The organism is Pseudomonas sp. CAM1A (assembly GCF_047501685.1).
Lineage (GTDB): Bacteria > Pseudomonadota > Gammaproteobacteria > Pseudomonadales > Pseudomonadaceae > Aquipseudomonas.
Genome location: NZ_JBFNXP010000009.1, coordinates 87,597 through 104,215, shown reverse-complemented (window position 1 = coordinate 104,215; position 16,619 = coordinate 87,597). Strand labels below are relative to the sequence as shown.

The window sequence follows — 16,619 nt, the reverse complement described above, 5'->3', positions numbered from 1 at the left end:
GGGCATGCCCGGCGTCCCCCTGGCGCACCAGGTGGTATGGGTGGCCGGCACCCAGCTCTGCTTGCTGGCGCAGAAGGCCCTGTGGTGGCCCGAGCGCCACACCTTGCTGGTCGCCGACCTCCATCTGGGCAAGGCGGCTGGCTACCGGGCATTGGGCCAACCGGTGCCCAGCGGCACCACCTCCTGCAACCTGCAACGCCTGGATGCACTGCTGCACGGTCTTGCCTGCCAACAGCTGGTGTTCCTCGGCGACTTCCTGCACAGCGCCCAAGGCAGGACCCCGCAGACCCTGGCGACCCTGGCCGAGTGGCGCGCGCGCCATGCGGCGCTGCCCGTCACTCTGGTACGCGGCAACCATGACCGCCATGCCGGTGACCCTCCGCCCGCACTGGGCTTCGAGGTGGTGACCGAGCCTTTGCTGCTCGGCCCGTTCGCCCTGCACCACGAACCCTGCGCGCACCCTGGCCGGCATGTGCTGGCGGGGCATGTGCATCCGGCGTACCGCTTGCGCGGCCGTGGTCGCCAGCAGGTGCGTCTGCCCTGTTTCATGGTTTCAGAACACCTGACCCTGTTGCCATCGTTCGGCAGCTTCACCGGGGCGATGACACTGCAGGCGAGTGCCGGTCAGCGGGTATTCGTTATTGGTGACGGTGGGATCTGGGAAGTGCCCATGTAACTCGGGGGCTCGAACAATATTTCTAAATATATTTACACATTTCTACAATTACTCACATCGACGCACTGGCCATTAAAATTCTTTCACCAAAAGCCTGCAAAGCTGCGTAAACAGTTAATTGCATTAATTGCCCACCCGCCAGACAATTACTCGCCACCCCGGCCGCAAAGGCCTGGCCCAGAGATGGCGCACTTATCAGCCTGCACTGGCGCAGCGCACCTTATTATTTAAAGAAGGCTGATACGTGCTGACCTGAATTTGCTCGGCGTTCAAACTTTTACGCAACTTTCACATCCGCCAGAACGGATCGAACACAGGCAAACTACTTGCCGAGGAAACCTATGAATACCCCCGCCATCCATACGCCTACCGCCCCTCAACCGTCCCAGGAGCGTATTCTGCTGACCGGCGCCACAGGTTTTCTCGGCGGCGCCGTCGCCGCCCAGATGATCGCCGAAGGGTATGCCGAATCCCTGTGCTTCCTGGTTCGCGCCGACAACCCGGCCCAAGGCCTGCAACGCCTGCGCGACAACTTGCGCCAGCATGGCGTCAGTGACAGCCAGGGCCTGGCGCTGAGCGAGGCGCAGATTATCTGCGGCGACTTCCTCGACACCGCCTGGCTGGCCCGCGAGACCCCGCAGTTGATGCAGATTGACCGGGTGATCAACTGCGCCGCTGTGGCATCGTTCTCGAAAAACCCGAACATCTGGCCGGTGAACGTCGAAGGTACCTTCGCCTTCGCCCAAGTGCTGAGCCGCTCAAGCCGCCTCAAGCGTTTCCTCCACGTCGGCACCGCCATGTGCTGCGGCCCGCAGCGCGAATCGCCGATCAGCGAATCGTGGGAGTTCCCCGAGGCCGCGCAGCAATTGGTGGACTACACCGCCTCGAAGGCGGAGATCGAACGGCGCCTGCGTGAAGAGCTGCCCAGCCTGCCGCTGGTGGTGGCGCGGCCGTCCATCGTGGTCGGCCACCGCAGCCTCGGCTGCCAGGCCTCGGGCAGCATCTTCTGGGTATTCCGCATGGGCTTCGCCCTGGAAAGCTTCACCTGCGGCCTGGACGAACAGATCGATGTGATCCCGGTGGACTACTGCGCCGAGGCGTTGATCGGCCTGGCGCTCAAGCCGCGCCTGAGCCATGACCTGTACCACATCTCCGCCGGCCATCACTCGGCCTGCACCTTCGCCGAGATCGACCAGGCCTTCGCCCTGGCCAATGGCGCGGAGCCGGTGGGCGAGCGCTATCGCAAGGTCGAGGCGGACGACCTCAAATCGCTCGCCAGCCATTTCGAAACCCGCATCGGCCCGGCCAACCCGCGCCTGGTGCTGCGCGCACTGCGCCTGTACAGCGGCTTCGCCGACCTCAACTACCTGTTCGACAACAGCCGGCTGCTGGAAGAAGGTATTGCCGTGCCACCACGCTTCACCGACTACCTGGACGTGTGCGTCAGGTCGTCCAGCGGTGTGAGCATCGCCACGCAGATGCAGTGGGATTTCAAGTGAGCGCCATTTGCCGCGCCTACAGGTAAGCAGCAACAGAGGGTAATTTACTTAACATATTCATGAGGCGCATGATCACCACTTCTCCTGTGGAGGTCATGCTGCCGCCGTATGCCTACGGTGTTGGACTCAATGGACAACTTGGCAGCCTGAAGCAAAACCCTGGCAGTCCCAGGCAAGACACCTACCTTTCGTTAGGTGCTCAATACCTGCAACCGCCAGCGCTTGTGCAAGCCCTGCTGTCCAACAATTCCAACTGTCCAGGCTGCGCCATGATCAACATCGAAACGCCGACGTACTACACCGCTACCAAGAAGTACAACCTCAGCTTCCCCACCCTGGAAAGCGACATCGACGCCGATGTCGTGGTGATCGGCGGCGGCTTCTCGGGCATCAACACCGCCCTGGAACTGGCCGAGCAAGGCATCACCAATGTCGTCGTGCTCGAAGCCCGCTACCTGGGCTTCGGCGGCACCGGGCGCAACGGCGGGCAGATCATGGCCGGCATCGGCCACGACCTGGAGAAGATCAAGAGCAGCGTGGGCGACCAAGGCCTGCGCGAGATCTTCGAGATCAGCGAACTGGGCGCCGGCATCATCAAGGCGCGCATCGCCCGTTACCAGATCGACGCCGACTTCTGCCACGGCTACGGCTACATGGGTTTCAACGCCCGCCAGGAAAAGACCCTGCGCGCCTGGGAGAAAGACTTCAAGGCCATCAACGGCAAGGACGAGATCCGCTTTCTCGGCGGCTCGGAGGTCAGGCAGATCATCGGCTCCGACGCCTACAGCAGCGCCCTGCTGCACATGGGCGGCGGTCACGTGCATTCGCTGAACCTGCTGCTCGGCGAAGCCCAGGCCCTGGTCGGACACGGCGCGCGGATCTTCGAGCACAGCCCGGCCCTGGAGGTGCACTACGGCGAGCGGATCACCGTGCGCACCGGGCGCGGTTCGGTCAAGGCCAGCAAGCTGCTGTGGGCCTGTGACAGCTTCCTCAACAAGCTCGAACCCGAGTTGCATGCGCGCACCGTCAACACCTACGCCTTCCAGCTGATGACCGAACCACTGTCGGATGAGCTCATCCAGCGCATCAGCCCGATCCGTGGCGCCTACAGCGATATCCGCCCGGTGATCGACTACTACCGCGTCACACGCGAGAACCGCCTGCTGTTCGGTGCCGCCACGCCGTTCGTGGAGCACATCCCCAAGGACCTGAAGGCCTGGAACCGCAACCTGATGCTGAAGATCTTCCCGTACCTCAAGGACGTGCGCATCGACCTGGCCTGGGGCGGGCCGATGGCCACCAGCGCCAACCTGTTCCCGCAGATCGGCACCCTGAGCAACCGCCCCAACGCCTTCTACGTGCAGGGCTATTCGGGTTTCGGCGTCACCCCCAGCCACATCATCTGCAAGATCCTCGCCGAGGGCATGAGCGAAGGCTCGGCCCGTTACGACCTGATCAGTTCGGTCAAGCATGCGCGCATCCTCGGCAAAGACCATATCCGCCCGCTGCTGCTGACCGCCGGCAAGACCGTGCATCAGCTGTCGGGCTTCTTCAACGGCCGCCGTTGATTCTTTTTGAACAAGACCAGGAGAACCACCATGACCCTCACCGCCGTCCGCCAGGGTGTGCAGCTGTCCGAACTCGACGCCTGGGGCACCGTTGCCGACCTCGGCTCGACTATCCTCGAAGGCGAGGTCAAGTGCTACGGCAAGATGACCCACGGCGCCCCGACCGACCCGGTCAGCAGCGCCTATTTCGGCACCACCCAGGGCAAGTTCCGCATGGTCTACCCGTTCAGCGAGCAGGCGGTGATCGTGACCGGCGAGATTCAGCTGACCGATGAATCCACCGGTCAGGTGACGCGCTACAAGGCAGGCGATGCCTGGTTCGTGACCAAGGGCACGCCGGTGCTGTGGGAGGTGTTGAGCGAGACGTTCGTCAAGCACTATCTGGCGATTGCCTGATTACAGCCTGGGAGTTGCTTCGCCGGCAAGCTGGCTTCCACAGGGGACGCATAACCCTGTGGGAGCCGGCTTGCCGGCGATGCTTTTAGCGCCCTGCCATCAATGCCATCGCCCGGAAATCCTTCGGCGACTGCTCGAACTGCTTCTTGAACGCCCGGCTGAAATGCGCCGAATCGGTAAAGCCCCACTTGAAGGCGATCGAGGTGATCGACTCGCGCTTGAGGAACGGGTTGGACAGGTCGTCGGCGCTGCGCTTGAGCCGTGAACGCTGGATGTAGCGGCAGACACTGTCGCCCTCCTCTTCGAACAGGCGGTACAGGTGGCGTACCGAGATGCTCAGACGTTCGGCCAGGTTGGCCGGGGTCAGGCCCGGCTGGCCCAGCGACTCGTCGATGACCTTCTGCACGTAGCCGCGCAGGCTGACACCGCCGAGCCCGGCCAGCGAGCCGGGGTTGTCATCAGCGTGCTCGAAGCCCGGCTCCAGCAGAGCGATGAACGCCGCCTGCAGCGCCTCGCCCTGGGTTGCCCCGGCCTCGTCGCCCTCGCGGCACAGCTGGTCCATCAGCAGGTGCAGCATGCGCCCGCAGGCATTGGTCGAGGAGATCTTGCCGAAGGTCGCGCCCTGCCCGGTCACGTGCTTGCGCACCTGCTCGCGGGACAGCGACAGCGAGACATGCTCGATCAGACCGAACGGGGTGATCTCGCACGGGCCCACCGAATCCATCAGCAGCAGTTCGCCCGGCGACAGCTGGATGCTCACGCCGTCCTGGGTGACCTGCGAGTAGCCCATGCGCTGGCTGACCAGGAAGCAATGCTGGTCATCGTCGCGGTCGGGGTTGTCGCCCAGGCGGCGGATAGTGCCGGCATTGGTGCGCAGGTTGGCCAGGGCCAGGCCGGCGCGGTTGTAGGTCGAGATCTCGCCGATGAACAGCGAGCGGTTGAAGGCAAGTTCAGTCTGGAACCGGCCACAGACTTTCTGCATGGCCGTGGTCCAGCGCTCCAGGCCGTCCCGGGCCGGGCTTACGCTGTGCACTGAAGCGGGCTGGGGCATGGGCATGTCGACCTCCACAGCAACGGTTGTTGTTATGGAGGCAATTGTTAACATGTTATCAATGAAGGCACAACTGTCATCTCTTGTAGGAGCGGCTTCAGCCGCGATGCAGGTATCGCGGTACCTGGCACCCGCTTTGCGGGTGATCGCGGCTAAAGCCGCTCCTACAGTCAGAGGTCGCGCAGGGTGTACACCAACGCGTCGAACGCCAGCCAGAGGTGGTGGCGTTGCTCAGTGGTGAGCGGGATGTAGCGACGCAAAGCGGGCATCCGGTTGACCACCTCGCTGGCCCCCATATGCTCCAGGGTCACCTGCCATTGACCGTCGCAGCAGTCGATGGCCAGGCGCTTGAAGTCCAGGGGCATCAGGACGGCCTGCACCGCTGCCAGGCGCGCCTTGAGCGCGTCGAACAATAGCGGGTCACCGCCGCGCAGGCGGCAGCCCAGCCCGCTGCGGCGCAGCATACCGGTATGGTGCAGTTCGGCACGCAGCATGCCCTGGCCGCGGGCAGGCACACGCAAGATGAACTCGCACATCACCAGGTGCATCAGCAGGTGACTTTCGGTGCGCTCACGCACCTCGACACGCGGACCATCCTCGCGGTAGGTAAAGGATGCTGCGGATTGCAAATCCGCCAATCCAAGGTTGCGCCCCAGACGCGCCAGGGTCGCCCCTGGCCGATACCCGGCCGGAGCGCGTGGCCCGGTCAGGCGCTCAAGCCAGCTTGCCGACATGGCGCACCTGCTCGCTGTGAGGCTGACCGGGCTCGGTGGCGAATTCCTTCTCCAGCACATCCTCGACCCGCGCCGGCCGGAACGGGTTGACCTTCTGCACACATAAGGTCCAGAACAGCGCGTAGGCGGCGGTGGCGCCGAGCATCACGGCGAACGGCACATAGACATCGGCCGGGTTCATGCCCGGCGGGGTGATGAACCACATGCCCAGCAGGATGCCGATGCTCGAAACGATTTGCGGCAGCGGGAACAGCGGCGAACGGTAGGCGCGCGGCAGGTCCGGGCGGCGGATGCGCAGGATCACCACCGACAGGGTCACCAGCAGGTACGCGGTGCTCCAGGCGCACACCGCCGCCAGCACCAGGTGCAGGATGTTGTCGGTGTTGCCGCCCAGGTACCAGGCGTGCAGGCACGGGATCAGCGCCACCACCAGGATGCACAGCAGCGGCGTCTTGAAGCGCGGGTGCAGGTAGGTGAATACCTTGGGCAACGCCCCGTCCACCGCCATGCCGTAGAGGATCCGCGGCACCCCGGCCATCAGCGTGTTGATGGTGGCGGCGCCGGCGAACAGGAAACCGATGCCCAGCCACACCGGGCCGATATCACCCATCACCTGTTCGGCGAAACGCGGAATGGCCATGGGCGTGTCCAGCAGGTGCACGCCGCTGGCGGCATCGAGCACCACGTTTTCCACCTGGCGCTTCATCGCCGCGCCGTAGATGAACATGCAACTGGCCACGCCGAACAACCCCAGCGCCATGGCCTTGGGCATCACCCAGGCCGAACGGCGCAGTTCCGGGGCCAAGGGGGTGACGAACTCGCAGCCGACGAACATGAACATGGCCATGCCCACCAGCGACAGGATGGTCATCAGGTCGGTGCCGACCAGCGACACGCCGAACGGCCCCTCCAGCTCGACGGCGGGCGCGGCGATCAAGCCGAGCACGCCGAACACCATCAGCGTGGTCCACATGCCGAAGGTCAGCACCACTTCTGCACGGCCGAAAGCACTGACGCCGAAGGCGTTGAGCACGCCGAACACCAGCACGAAACCCACCCCCAGCAGCCAAGAGCCGCCGGCCGATTCGGCCAGGGTGTTGAGGTGTTCGAAGTTCACCAGGGCCATGACCCCGGAGAGGATGGTCTCGGCGGTGCCGGCGAACACATGCACGATCAGGTACGCCGACAGGGTGCCGGTGATGGCGAAGAAGCGGCCCAGGCCGCAGTTGATGTAGTCGTAGACGGAGCCGGTGGTGGGCAGGATCGCCGCCGCCTCGGCGAAGGTGGTCGATTGCGCCAGCATCATCACTGCGGCGATCAGCATGGCGACGGCAAAGGCGCTGCCGCCGATACCGAAGCCCATGGTCGCGGTGAGGATCACGGGGCTTGCCATGATCAGGCCGACGGTGCTGGCCAGCGCGGTGGGAAAGCCGACGCTGCCGCGGTTGAGGTGCTCGGTGAGCTTATTATTGGTTGTCATGGGTGGGCCCTGGGTGGACGAGAGAAAGATGACCGCTTGCCCGGCACGCCGCAAGTGCTGGCGTGCGCCGGGTCTTCCCCGTCACTTTGCGGCCTCCACCCAGGCAGGTCTTGCCACTGCCTGCCGCAGGCCTTGATCCGTGTTGCCAGGTGCCGCACCCCTTGCGTCGAACACTTCGAAACGGCTTACCCCTGCACGCAACGATCCATCAGCTCATGGGGCAGTACCCTGGAGTAGGCGCCCTGGTGATAGAGCAGCGGCGGCCCCCCGAGGTCGTCAAAGGCCAGCACCCGGCCAATAAGAATCCAGTGATCACCGCCATCGATCTGCTGGAACTTCTCACAGCGAAAACGCGCCGAGCAGCCTGGCAACAAGGGCGCGCCGCCTTCGCCGGTCTCGTGTTCGATCCCAGCGAAGCGGTCTTCGCTGGGGCGGGCAAAGGTGTTGGACAGATCGACCTGGTCGGCCGCCAGCACATTCACGGCGAAGTGCCCGGCGGCCTCGAACACCGCATGGCTGCTGGAGCGCTTGTCGATGCTCCAGAGCACCAGCGGTGGTTCGAGGGACACCGAGTTGAAGCTGTTGGCGGTGACCCCGACCTTGCGCCCCGAGGCGTCGGCGGCGGTGATCACGGTAACGCCGGTGGCGAAGTTGCCCAGGGCGCGGCGGAAGGCGCGGTTATCGAAGGAAGTGGACATGCAAGGCTCCGTAGGTATTGTTCAGGCCATTTTCATGTGTTCAGGCTCAGGTCATCGCCGGATCCGGCTCCAGCCCCATCAGCTCGCGCCCGAGGATCTGCGCGCAGACGTCGTAGTCGGTATAGGCATGCGCGCCGGTCATGTGCGCATCGCGGAACAGCCGCTGCAGCTCGTTGCCCTCGAACCAGGCGCCACCGCCGGCCGCCTCCATCAGCCGATCCACGGCCTGGATGCACAGCTTGACCGCGTAGCCCTGGTTGGTGCGCCAGTACGTCAGCTCGGTGCGGGTCGGGTATTGGTGGCGGGCACTGTACTCGGCGATCTGCTCCCAGCTCTTTTCCAGCAGCGCCCGCGCCGCGGCGACCTGGTGGGTGGACTCGGCCAGGCGCATCAGCGCCGGGGTGGCCGCGCCGACGGCGGCGCCGGTGTAGGCGCGCACGCGGTTGCGGGTCTTGTCCCTGAAGACCTCGAGCATGCGCTCGGCGATGCCCAGGCTGACCGTGGAGAAACCGCTGGCGAAGTAAGGCCGGTACGGGTTGAAGTAGATCGCGCTGTCCGGGTACAGCCCGAAGCCCGCCGACTGGCCCTCCATCATGTCCCGGGCCTTCTGGATACGGTGCTCGGGCACGAAGGCGCGCTCGACGATCAGCGTGCGGCTGCCACTGGCACGCATGCCGGCGGCGAACCAGTCGTCGCGGATCTGGTAGTCGCTGCGCGGCAGCACGGCGAAGCAGTAGTCCTGGCCGCCTTCGGGGTTGCTTCGGCGAAAGCCCATGATCGCCCACTCGGCGTGGTCGCAGCCGCTGCTCCAGCCCATCTCGCCACTGAACAGCACGCCTCCCTCGACTTCTTCGGTACGCCCGAACGGGGCGATGCTGCTACTGGCGGTGGCGTCCGGATCGCGGCCCCAGATCTCGTCCTGCAGGCGTGCCGGGAACATCGCCAGCTGGTGGCTGTGGGTGCACAGCAGGCTCATCGCCCAGGCGGTGCTGGCACAGGCGCCGGCCAGCGCGGCGATGCATTCGGCGAACTGCGGCAGGCTGAGTTCCTGGCCGCCGTAATGCCTGGGCAGGAAGGCCTTGTGCAGGCCGATGGCCTTGAGCGCGGCGATGTTTTCGGCGGGCACGCTGCGCTCGCGCTCGGCCTGGTCGGCGCGGGCGGCGATGGCCGGCAACAGGGGCTTGAGGTCTTCGAGCAGGGAGTTTGGCTTTTTCATGGTCTGGCTCATTGTTATTGGACCCTGGCGAACGGTGCCTGAAAGCGCGCGTTCGCTGATGAATGCCGGGTCAGTATGGGAGCCGTGGGCAGGCCGGAAAATGCAACTTCCGCACCTCGGATTGCACTTTTCATGGGCCTGGCAGGCTGAGTCATGGTGGCTGGCATGGGCAGACAAGAACGCCCGTCTGCCGCGCTCTAACCTGCGCAAATCGGGCCGCTGCGGCCCATCGCGGGGCAAGCCCGCTGCCACGAAGCCCTCGGCAACCCACCCGGAGCCCTGTCATGAGCGATATCCCCCTCCTCCCCAGCGTCAGCGCCTTCCTCGCCCGTGACCACGGCCTGTACATCCACGGCGAAACGGTGGCCAGCCAATCCAGCGCCCGCATCACCGTGCACAACCCGGCCAACGGCGAAGCCATCGCCCAGGTCGCCGACGCCAACCTGGCCGATGTCGAGCGCGCCGTCGCATCGTCCCGTCAGGGGTTTGCCAGCTGGTCGCGCACCAGCCCTGCCGCCCGCGCCGCAGTGTTGTTGCGCCTGGCCGACCTGCTCGAGGCCAACCGCGAGCAACTGGCCCAGCTGGAAACCCTGCAGTCGGGCAAGCTGATCGGCATCGCCCGCGCCTTCGAGGTGGAACAGGCCGCGCACTTCCTGCGCTACTACGCCGGCTGGGCCACCAAGATCACCGGCCAGACCATCACCCCGTCGCTGCCCTCCTTCGCCGGCGAGCGCTACAGCGCCTTTACCCTGCGCGAGCCGGTGGGCGTGGTGGCAGGTATCGTGCCGTGGAACTTCGCCACCATGATCGCCCTGTGGAAACTGGCCTCGGCCCTGACCACCGGCTGCAGCATCGTGCTCAAGCCCAGCGAATTCACCCCGCTGACCCTGCTGCGCATCGCCGAACTGGCCAGCGAGGCCGGCCTGCCGCCGGGCGCGCTCAACGTGCTGACCGGCGGCGGCCTGGTGGGCAAGGCGCTGGTCGAGCACCCCGGCACCGACAAGGTGTCGTTTACCGGCTCCGTGCCCACCGGCATCGCCGTCGGCCAGGCGGCCATGGGTGCCAGGCTGACCCGGGCGACCCTGGAGCTGGGCGGCAAGAACGCCGTGGCGTTCCTGCCCGATGTCGCCGTCGACAAGGCGGTGGACGGCATCATCGAGGCCGGCTTCCTGCATTCCGGGCAGATCTGCGCCGCCGGCGAGCGCTTCTACGTTCATCGCTTACGCCTGGACCCGTTGCTCGACGCCCTGTCCCAGCGCCTGAGCCAGCTGAAGATCGGCTCACCCCTGGACGAAACCACCCAGTTCGGCCCTGTAGCCAACAAACCGCACCAGCAGAAACTCGGCGAGCTGTTCGCCACCGCCCGCGCCGAGGGTAACCGCATCGTCCATGGCGGCCGCCTCGGCGACGGCCCGGGCTGCTTCGTCGAGCCCACCGTAATCCTTGCCAACAACGCGGGCGACACCCTGCTCAACCAGGAAACCTTCGGCCCGGTGGCGACCTTCCTGCCCTATGACCACGAGGACGAACTGATCCACCTGATGAACGCCTCGCCCTACGGCCTGAGCGCGAGCCTGTGGACCAACGACCTGGGCAAGGCCATGCGCCTGATCCCGGAAATCCAGGCCGGCACCCTGTGGGTCAACATGCACACCCTGCTCGACCCGGCGGTGCCGTTCGGTGGCATCAAGGCGTCCGGCATTGGCCGCGAGTTCGGCTCGGCCTTCATCGACGACTTCACCGAGCTGAAATCGGTGATGATCCGCTACTGACCATGGCCAGCGCCAACCACGACCTGGGCCGCTACTGCCTGCAGGCCTTCAGTCAGCAGGTACCGGCGTCGCTGGCGGCGTTCTACCGCATCGATGCCGGGCAGCAGGCCTGCGACTTCCTGTTGCAGGACCTGCAGGCAGCGATGCATGCCCGCTACCTCGAGCATTATCGAGCGTTCGACCCGCTGCAGCCCGGGCGTTGCCTGGCGATCGGTCGACCGGTGGTGTCGCTGCGCCAGGGCCTGGCCCGCCTGCCCGAAGCCCAGGGCCAGAGCTACCGGCGTTTCCTTACACAGCATCAGGTGGTGGACGTGGTCGAGATCATCGCCCAGGCCGATGGCCGCCCGGTGGCCGGGGTCTCGCTGTTGCGCTGCGCCAGCCTCGGTGAGTTTCGCAGCGACGAACTCGAACGCCTGCTGCCCCTGCACGGCCTGATGCAGTTCGCCGTGGCCAGCCAGCCGTTGGCGAGCGCGCCCGCGCCCGTCGAACTGACGCCACGCGAACGGCAGATCGCCGAGCTGCTGCGCCAGGGCACCAGCAACAAGCTGATTGCCCGCATCCTGGGTGTCGGCCTGCCGACGGTGAAAACCCACCTGATCAACCTGTTCCGTAAGCTCGGCGTGCGCAACCGCACCGAGCTGGTGGCCGCCCTCTACCTGTGACTCAACCATCCGGTTGATACCGCCACTTGACGCAGCGTCGCACTCTGTTGGCACCCCAACACAGGAGTCAACGACATGCCGAAGCAAACCGACTGGATCACCGTGGGCGCCCTCGCCGAAGGCTTCGCACCCGAGGCCTTCATCCTGCCGCAACTGGCCGACCTGTCCGGGCGCTCGCTCACCCTGAACTTCGCCAATGGCTGGATCATCGAGCACCGCTTCGACAGCGAGCGCCTGCACTGGCACGCGGCGGACGGCCACAGCAGCGGCAGCGCTGGCTACCGAGCCACCTCCGTGCGCCCCGGCATCTACCTGGTCGATTTCATCAAGCACGAGGCCGGCCAGGCCTGGTCGGTGTCGCTGGTGCTCGACACCTTGGCGCAGGCCTTCACCGCCGTGCTCGGCCGCCTGCCCGACCAGGCCCGCGCCCAGCGCGGCCTGTATGCCCTGGCCCTGGCCGGCGAAGCGCTGACCGGCGTCGAAGCCAGCTTCCTGCACGGCAGCCTCGACCGCCCCTGGCAGGCCGGCGCCTGCCCCCACGCGCCGACCACCGAGCTGGTCGGCCTGCGCAACCACTACCGCTACAGCCCCACCGAGGAGTACGAGCACATCTACCTCAACGCCAACTACTACAGCTGGCAGTGCCTCAAGGGCGTCGAGCAGGGCCTGTGCGACACCGACCGGGCGTACTACTACAAGATCGCCGATCAGCTGTACCTGTTCGTCTGGTGCGAGAAGATCGTACCCACCCTGGGCCTGGTAATGATCGACCTGGCGCAGCACCGCAGCGACGGCAAGATCTTCGGCTACCAGGGCGGCGGCTTCAATGCCCTGGCCAATTTCCCGGTGTCATCCCACTGCCGGGTGCTCAACCGCACGGAGCATGCGCAGTGAGCCGCAGCGTGCTGATCACCGGCGCCGGCAGCGGCATCGGTGAAGCCTGCGCCCTGCGCCTGGCCCGCCAGGGCTGGCAGGTGGCGCTGGTGGGCCGCCGTCGCGAAGCGTTGCAGCGCGTCGCGCAACGGTGCGATGGCCTGGTACTGGCCGGCGACGCCGCCGACAGTGCCACCTGGGCCGGCTTCATCGAACAGGTACGCACCCGCTTCGGCGGCCTCGACGCGGTGATCGCCTGCGCCGGCGGCCATGGCCTGGGCGCGCTCGAGCAGACCAGCGACGAGGCCTGGCGCGCAGCCCTGCGCGGCAACCTCGACAGCGCCTTCCACACCGCCCGGGCCTGCCTGCCGTTGCTGCGCGAGCGACACGGCAGCCTGGTGCTGCTGGGCTCCATCGCCTCCCTGGCGGCCGGCCCGGAGGTCTGCGGCTACACCACCGCCAAGCATGCCCTGATCGGCCTGACCCGCTCGCTGGCCCGCGACTACGGACCGTTCGGTGTGCGGGTCAACTGCGTCTGTCCGGGCTGGGTGCGCACGCCCATGGCGGATCAGGAGATGCAGGCGTTGATGGACTACCACCAGGAAGACCTCGACGCCGCCTACCGCCGGGTCACCGCCGACGTACCGCTGCGCCGCCCGGCCAGCAGCGATGAAATAGCCGCCGTGTGCCAGTTCCTGGTCAGCGCAGAGGCCAGCATCGTCACCGGTGCGGTGATCACCGCAGACGGTGGCTCGACGGTGGTCGATGTACCGACCCTGGCCTTTACCCACCTGGAGCCGTCGGCATGAACGCGCGCTACGACTTCAAGGGCCGCACCGTGCTGGTCACCGGCGCGGCGGGCGGGATTGGCCAGGCCATCGTCGAGGGTTTCGCCCGAGGCGGTGCCCAGGTGCTGGCTGTGGATCTCGATTCGTCAGCACTTGAGCGCCTGATGGAAGCACAACGGGCCCTGGGTCACGACGTGCAGGGGGAAACGCTGGACCTGGCCGACCCCGGAGCGATCGGCACCTTGCTGGCCGCGCTGGAACGCCTGGATGTGCTGGTGCACAACGCCGCGCACTTCCCGCTTACCCCGTTCGCCGAGATCGACCCGGCGCTGCTGCAACGCACACTGGCGGTGAACCTGGAGGCGTTGTTCTGGCTCACCCAAGGCGCCTTGCCGCTGTTCCGCCGCCAAGGTGGCGGCTGTGTGCTGGCCACCTCCTCGGTAACCGGCCCGCGGGTGGCCTATCCGGGCCTGAGCCATTACGCCGCGTCCAAGGCCGGGGTCAACGGCTTCATCCGCAACGCTGCACTGGAACTGGCGCAATTCAATATCCGGGTCAACGGCGTGGAGCCGGGGATGGTGCGCACCCCGGCCATGGGCAACCTCGGCGATACCACCCTGAACACCCGGATCGCCGCCGGCGTGCCCTTGGGACGACTGGGGGAACCCGCCGATATCGCTGCCGCGATGCTGTTCCTGGCCTCCGACGCCGCCCGTTACATCACCGGCCAGACCCTTGTGGTCGACGGCGGCGCCACCTTGCCGGAGACCACCGCGAGCCTGTGATGGCGGCGACATGCAAGGGCGCTGGCAGCCACGGGCAAGACCACCGCCAGCGTTCCACGCGCTAATAGCCCGTCGCCTTTCGACACTGCCTCCACAACAACGCGGCATTCAAGACCGCACACAAAAAACGGGGATCGATCCATGCGTCTCACTCCACGTCGCACCGCAATGGCCACGGCACTGACCCTGCTGGTCCATGGCCAGGCCAGCCCGGCCTATGAGCTGTACGCCGACGACGACAGCCACCTGAATGCCGATCTGCTCGCGGTCTGGGGCATGTTCAACAGCCGCCACAACTACGACGGCACCCCCGGTGGCTCGACCTGGCGCGAGGGTTTCATCAAGTACGGCCTCAGCGGCGACCAAGGCCTGGCCGGCAACGGCAGCCTGTACGGCGCCTTCAACTGGGTCAGCTCCGGCGCCTGGGGCGACGGCGACGCCGGCGGCAACCAGGACGGCTCCGAACGCACCACCAAGATCGAGGACGCCTACCTGGGCTGGCGCTCGGGCGACCTGTTCCCATTGCTGGGCAAGGATGGCGTGGACCTGTCCGGGGGCCGCCAGGTGATCCGCCTGGGCAGCGGCTTCCTGATCAACGACGACGGTCCCAACCTGGGCAAGGGCCCGGCCGACGGCCAGCTCAACCGTGGTGGCGGCTTCTATCTGGGCGCGCGCCACGCCTTCGACCGCACCACGGTGCTGCGCCTGGGCGGCAAGGAGGGGCTGCATGGCAGCGTGCTGTGGCTCAAGTCCGACAATCGCGCCCAGGCCGAAACCGAGCTGGCGGCCGGCACCCTGGACTACACCCATGACCTGGGTACGCTGGGCCTGACCTATATCCACGGCATCGACGTGACGGACCAATGGGCCAGCGAATTCCAGAAAGCCCGCGAAGGCATGGATGTATACAGCCTGCGCGGCGAAGGCAGTGCGGGCCTGGCAAACACCCGGCTAGCCTTCGAATATGCCTGGCAGGACAAGCTCGGCGGGAATGAGACCGCCTGGTACGCCGAAGCGGCCTACAGCTTCGCCGACACCCCTTGGGCGCCGCAGCTGACCTACCGCTACACCCGCTACTCCGCAGGCTGGGACCTGCTGTTCACAGGGCTTTCCAGCGGCTACGGCACCTGGATCCAGGGCGAAGTCGCCGGCAACTACGCCGGGCCGTTCAACACCAACAGCGGCATCCACCATGTCGGCCTGAAGGCCATGCCACGGGACGACCTCACCGTCGGTGCGCTGTTCTTCGACTTCGACACCGTGCGCACCCGCGAGACCCTGAACCTGGATGCCCAGGAGCTGGACCTGTATGTGGAGTGGGCGGTCAACGAGCACCTGATCGTCACCCCGCTGCTGGGGCTGTTCAAGCCGCGCAAGGATCAAAGCAATGGCGGCAACCAGGTGGGCAGCGGGACCAACGTGTACAGCCAGCTGACGGTGGCGGTGCCGTTCTGAGTCATCGCGGGGCAAGCCCGCTCCCACGCCGAGCCGGGCATCAGGCTCAAGGCGTGGGAGCGGGCTTGCCCCGCGATGAGGGCCGGTCAGCCCAACAGAAGGCGCAGGTCGGCGCCGGTTTCAGCCAACGGTGGGCACCAGTAGTAGCCACCCGTCAACGGCCGACTGAAGCGGTACAAGCCATCGACCACGCCATCCTCCAGCCCGCTCATGCGCCGCAGTTGCACCTCGAAGGCGTCCAGCGAGAAGCCCAGGGCGACGAACGCCAGGCCCGCGCCGCGCTCATCGGTCCAGGCCACCGAGCGACGCACCACGAACGCCTCGGGTGCGAAGCTCTCCTGGGCCGTGCGCTTGACGTGGGCCGACTCGGGCGCATCATCGAGCTCCTCGTTGTCGCTCAAACGACGACCGATGATGTTGTCCTGCTCGGCCTGGGGCAACGACTTGAAGTAGCCCAGGTCGTGCTTCCACAGCTGGAAGGCGGCGAAGCTCGAACCCGACAGGCCGGGAATGTCGCCCGGCACGATGGCAGCAGCGACGGCGTCGGCATCCACCGGGTTCTCGGTGCCGTCTTCGTAGCCGGTCAGGTCATGGCCGCCGCGGTGCAGGAAACCGTCGACACTGTCGACCAGGCGCAAGGCCGGCGCCAGCGCCTGCTGCAAGGCCTGGGCGCGCAGGAACAGCTCGCCGCGTTCGGCACCGCGCAGCCACAGCCACAAGGCGTGCTGGGTCGCCGGGTTCTCCACCACCGCGTCCAGTTGCGGGAAGCTGCGCAGGCCCGGCACCGCGCGGCCCAGGGCCTTGGCCAGCGGCGCGCCGACGCCCAGGATCAGGCTTTGTCCATCGACCTGTGGCAACAGCTGGTCGAGTACGGCCGGCAGCGCCTCCAGGGAATCGAGGGCGAAGAACAGGTGGCGGGCGTGGGCCGGCACCGGGGTGGCAAGCAGACCTTGCTGGAACGGCATG

General features: G+C 66.3%; 15 protein-coding genes and 1 pseudogene. 10 read left to right on the top strand and 6 right to left on the bottom strand.

The genetic code is table 11. From position 1 onward, the window contains the following. The first annotated feature begins 4 nt into the window (after positions 1 to 4). The 4 genes from pdeM (at position 5) to ABZO33_RS20105 (ending at position 4,139) form a co-directional block, all read left to right on the top strand. On the top strand, positions 5 to 676 hold the full coding sequence (pdeM, locus tag ABZO33_RS20120) for a ligase-associated DNA damage response endonuclease PdeM (protein WP_414537436.1): 672 nt from the start codon (positions 5 to 7) through the stop codon (positions 674 to 676). 341 nt (positions 677 to 1,017) lie between these two features. Beyond that, the gene (gene cprA, locus ABZO33_RS20115) at positions 1,018 to 2,175 is read left to right on the top strand and encodes a cationic peptide resistance protein CprA (RefSeq protein ID WP_414537435.1); all 1,158 of its coding nucleotides are present in this window, start codon (positions 1,018 to 1,020) and stop codon (positions 2,173 to 2,175) included. A gap of 269 nt (positions 2,176 to 2,444) precedes the next feature. Further along, positions 2,445 to 3,743, top strand: coding sequence for an NAD(P)/FAD-dependent oxidoreductase (locus tag ABZO33_RS20110; RefSeq protein WP_414537434.1), 1,299 nt, complete (start codon positions 2,445 to 2,447; stop codon positions 3,741 to 3,743). A gap of 30 nt (positions 3,744 to 3,773) precedes the next feature. Then, positions 3,774 to 4,139: a cupin domain-containing protein gene (locus ABZO33_RS20105; RefSeq protein ID WP_050705511.1), complete on the top strand. Its 366-nt coding sequence runs from the start codon at positions 3,774 to 3,776 to the stop codon at positions 4,137 to 4,139. A gap of 85 nt (positions 4,140 to 4,224) precedes the next feature. Here ABZO33_RS20105 and feaR read toward each other — a convergent pair whose 3' ends face one another. The 5 genes and pseudogenes from feaR to ABZO33_RS20080 form a co-directional block, all read right to left on the bottom strand. Further along, positions 4,225 to 5,190, bottom strand: coding sequence for a transcriptional regulator FeaR (gene feaR / locus ABZO33_RS20100; RefSeq protein ID WP_414537600.1), 966 nt, complete (start codon positions 5,188 to 5,190; stop codon positions 4,225 to 4,227). 170 nt (positions 5,191 to 5,360) lie between these two features. Then, positions 5,361 to 5,924, bottom strand: coding sequence for a DUF3156 family protein (locus ABZO33_RS20095; RefSeq protein ID WP_414537433.1), 564 nt, complete (start codon positions 5,922 to 5,924; stop codon positions 5,361 to 5,363). After that, a complete protein-coding gene (locus tag ABZO33_RS20090; protein ID WP_414537432.1) occupies positions 5,905 to 7,404 on the bottom strand; it encodes an APC family permease in 1,500 nt (499 codons plus the stop codon). Before ABZO33_RS20090 ends, ABZO33_RS20095 begins: the two co-directional genes overlap by 20 nt. Before the next feature lie 188 nt (positions 7,405 to 7,592). After that, positions 7,593 to 8,102: pseudogene (locus tag ABZO33_RS20085) on the bottom strand (flavin reductase family protein); the annotation flags it as partial. A 46-nt stretch (positions 8,103 to 8,148) separates the two neighbouring features. Further along, positions 8,149 to 9,318 (bottom strand): p-hydroxyphenylacetate 3-hydroxylase oxygenase component, encoded by a 1,170-nt coding sequence (locus ABZO33_RS20080; RefSeq protein WP_414537431.1) that lies wholly within the window; start codon positions 9,316 to 9,318, stop codon positions 8,149 to 8,151. A gap of 284 nt (positions 9,319 to 9,602) precedes the next feature. On the opposite strand from ABZO33_RS20080, the gene ABZO33_RS20075 reads away from it, so the two are divergent. From ABZO33_RS20075 to ABZO33_RS20050, 6 genes are all read left to right on the top strand, one after another. Next, positions 9,603 to 11,090, top strand: a complete 1,488-nt coding sequence (locus ABZO33_RS20075; protein WP_414537430.1) for an aldehyde dehydrogenase family protein — start codon at positions 9,603 to 9,605, stop codon at positions 11,088 to 11,090. 2 nt (positions 11,091 to 11,092) lie between these two features. Then, the gene (locus ABZO33_RS20070; protein WP_414537429.1) at positions 11,093 to 11,752 is read left to right on the top strand and encodes a response regulator transcription factor; all 660 of its coding nucleotides are present in this window, start codon (positions 11,093 to 11,095) and stop codon (positions 11,750 to 11,752) included. A 75-nt stretch (positions 11,753 to 11,827) separates the two neighbouring features. Then, positions 11,828 to 12,646, top strand: coding sequence for a molybdenum cofactor biosynthesis F family protein (locus ABZO33_RS20065; RefSeq protein WP_414537428.1), 819 nt, complete (start codon positions 11,828 to 11,830; stop codon positions 12,644 to 12,646). Then, positions 12,643 to 13,434, top strand: coding sequence for an SDR family NAD(P)-dependent oxidoreductase (locus tag ABZO33_RS20060; protein WP_414537427.1), 792 nt, complete (start codon positions 12,643 to 12,645; stop codon positions 13,432 to 13,434). Before ABZO33_RS20065 ends, ABZO33_RS20060 begins: the two co-directional genes overlap by 4 nt. Next, positions 13,431 to 14,198 carry an SDR family oxidoreductase gene (locus ABZO33_RS20055; RefSeq protein WP_414537426.1) on the top strand — a complete coding sequence of 256 codons (768 nt, stop codon included), beginning with the start codon at positions 13,431 to 13,433 and terminating at the stop codon, positions 14,196 to 14,198. The genes ABZO33_RS20060 and ABZO33_RS20055 overlap by 4 nt, the downstream gene beginning before the upstream one ends. A 168-nt stretch (positions 14,199 to 14,366) precedes the next feature. Next, the gene (locus ABZO33_RS20050; protein ID WP_414537599.1) at positions 14,367 to 15,653 is read left to right on the top strand and encodes a hypothetical protein; all 1,287 of its coding nucleotides are present in this window, start codon (positions 14,367 to 14,369) and stop codon (positions 15,651 to 15,653) included. An 86-nt stretch (positions 15,654 to 15,739) separates the two neighbouring features. Here ABZO33_RS20050 and ABZO33_RS20045 read toward each other — a convergent pair whose 3' ends face one another. Continuing rightward, positions 15,740 to 16,618, bottom strand: coding sequence for a Dyp-type peroxidase (locus tag ABZO33_RS20045; protein ID WP_414537425.1), 879 nt, complete (start codon positions 16,616 to 16,618; stop codon positions 15,740 to 15,742). Between the last annotated feature and the right edge of the window lies 1 nt (position 16,619).

Bases quoted from the DNA above. Each gene is read 5' to 3' on its own strand.
- pdeM (WP_414537436.1), top strand. From the start codon at position 5: ATGCCCGGCGTCCCCCTGGCGCACCAGGTGGTATGGGTGGCCGGCACC.
- cprA (WP_414537435.1), top strand. From the start codon at position 1,018: ATGAATACCCCCGCCATCCATACGCCTACCGCCCCTCAACCGTCCCAG.
- ABZO33_RS20110 (WP_414537434.1), top strand. From the start codon at position 2,445: ATGATCAACATCGAAACGCCGACGTACTACACCGCTACCAAGAAGTAC.
- ABZO33_RS20105 (WP_050705511.1), top strand. From the start codon at position 3,774: ATGACCCTCACCGCCGTCCGCCAGGGTGTGCAGCTGTCCGAACTCGAC.
- feaR (WP_414537600.1), bottom strand. From the start codon at position 5,190: ATGCCCCAGCCCGCTTCAGTGCACAGCGTAAGCCCGGCCCGGGACGGC.
- ABZO33_RS20095 (WP_414537433.1), bottom strand. From the start codon at position 5,924: ATGTCGGCAAGCTGGCTTGAGCGCCTGACCGGGCCACGCGCTCCGGCC.
- ABZO33_RS20090 (WP_414537432.1), bottom strand. From the start codon at position 7,404: ATGACAACCAATAATAAGCTCACCGAGCACCTCAACCGCGGCAGCGTC.
- ABZO33_RS20080 (WP_414537431.1), bottom strand. From the start codon at position 9,318: ATGAAAAAGCCAAACTCCCTGCTCGAAGACCTCAAGCCCCTGTTGCCG.
- ABZO33_RS20075 (WP_414537430.1), top strand. From the start codon at position 9,603: ATGAGCGATATCCCCCTCCTCCCCAGCGTCAGCGCCTTCCTCGCCCGT.
- ABZO33_RS20070 (WP_414537429.1), top strand. From the start codon at position 11,093: ATGGCCAGCGCCAACCACGACCTGGGCCGCTACTGCCTGCAGGCCTTC.
- ABZO33_RS20065 (WP_414537428.1), top strand. From the start codon at position 11,828: ATGCCGAAGCAAACCGACTGGATCACCGTGGGCGCCCTCGCCGAAGGC.
- ABZO33_RS20055 (WP_414537426.1), top strand. From the start codon at position 13,431: ATGAACGCGCGCTACGACTTCAAGGGCCGCACCGTGCTGGTCACCGGC.
- ABZO33_RS20050 (WP_414537599.1), top strand. From the start codon at position 14,367: ATGGCCACGGCACTGACCCTGCTGGTCCATGGCCAGGCCAGCCCGGCC.
- ABZO33_RS20045 (WP_414537425.1), bottom strand. From the start codon at position 16,618: ATGCCGTTCCAGCAAGGTCTGCTTGCCACCCCGGTGCCGGCCCACGCC.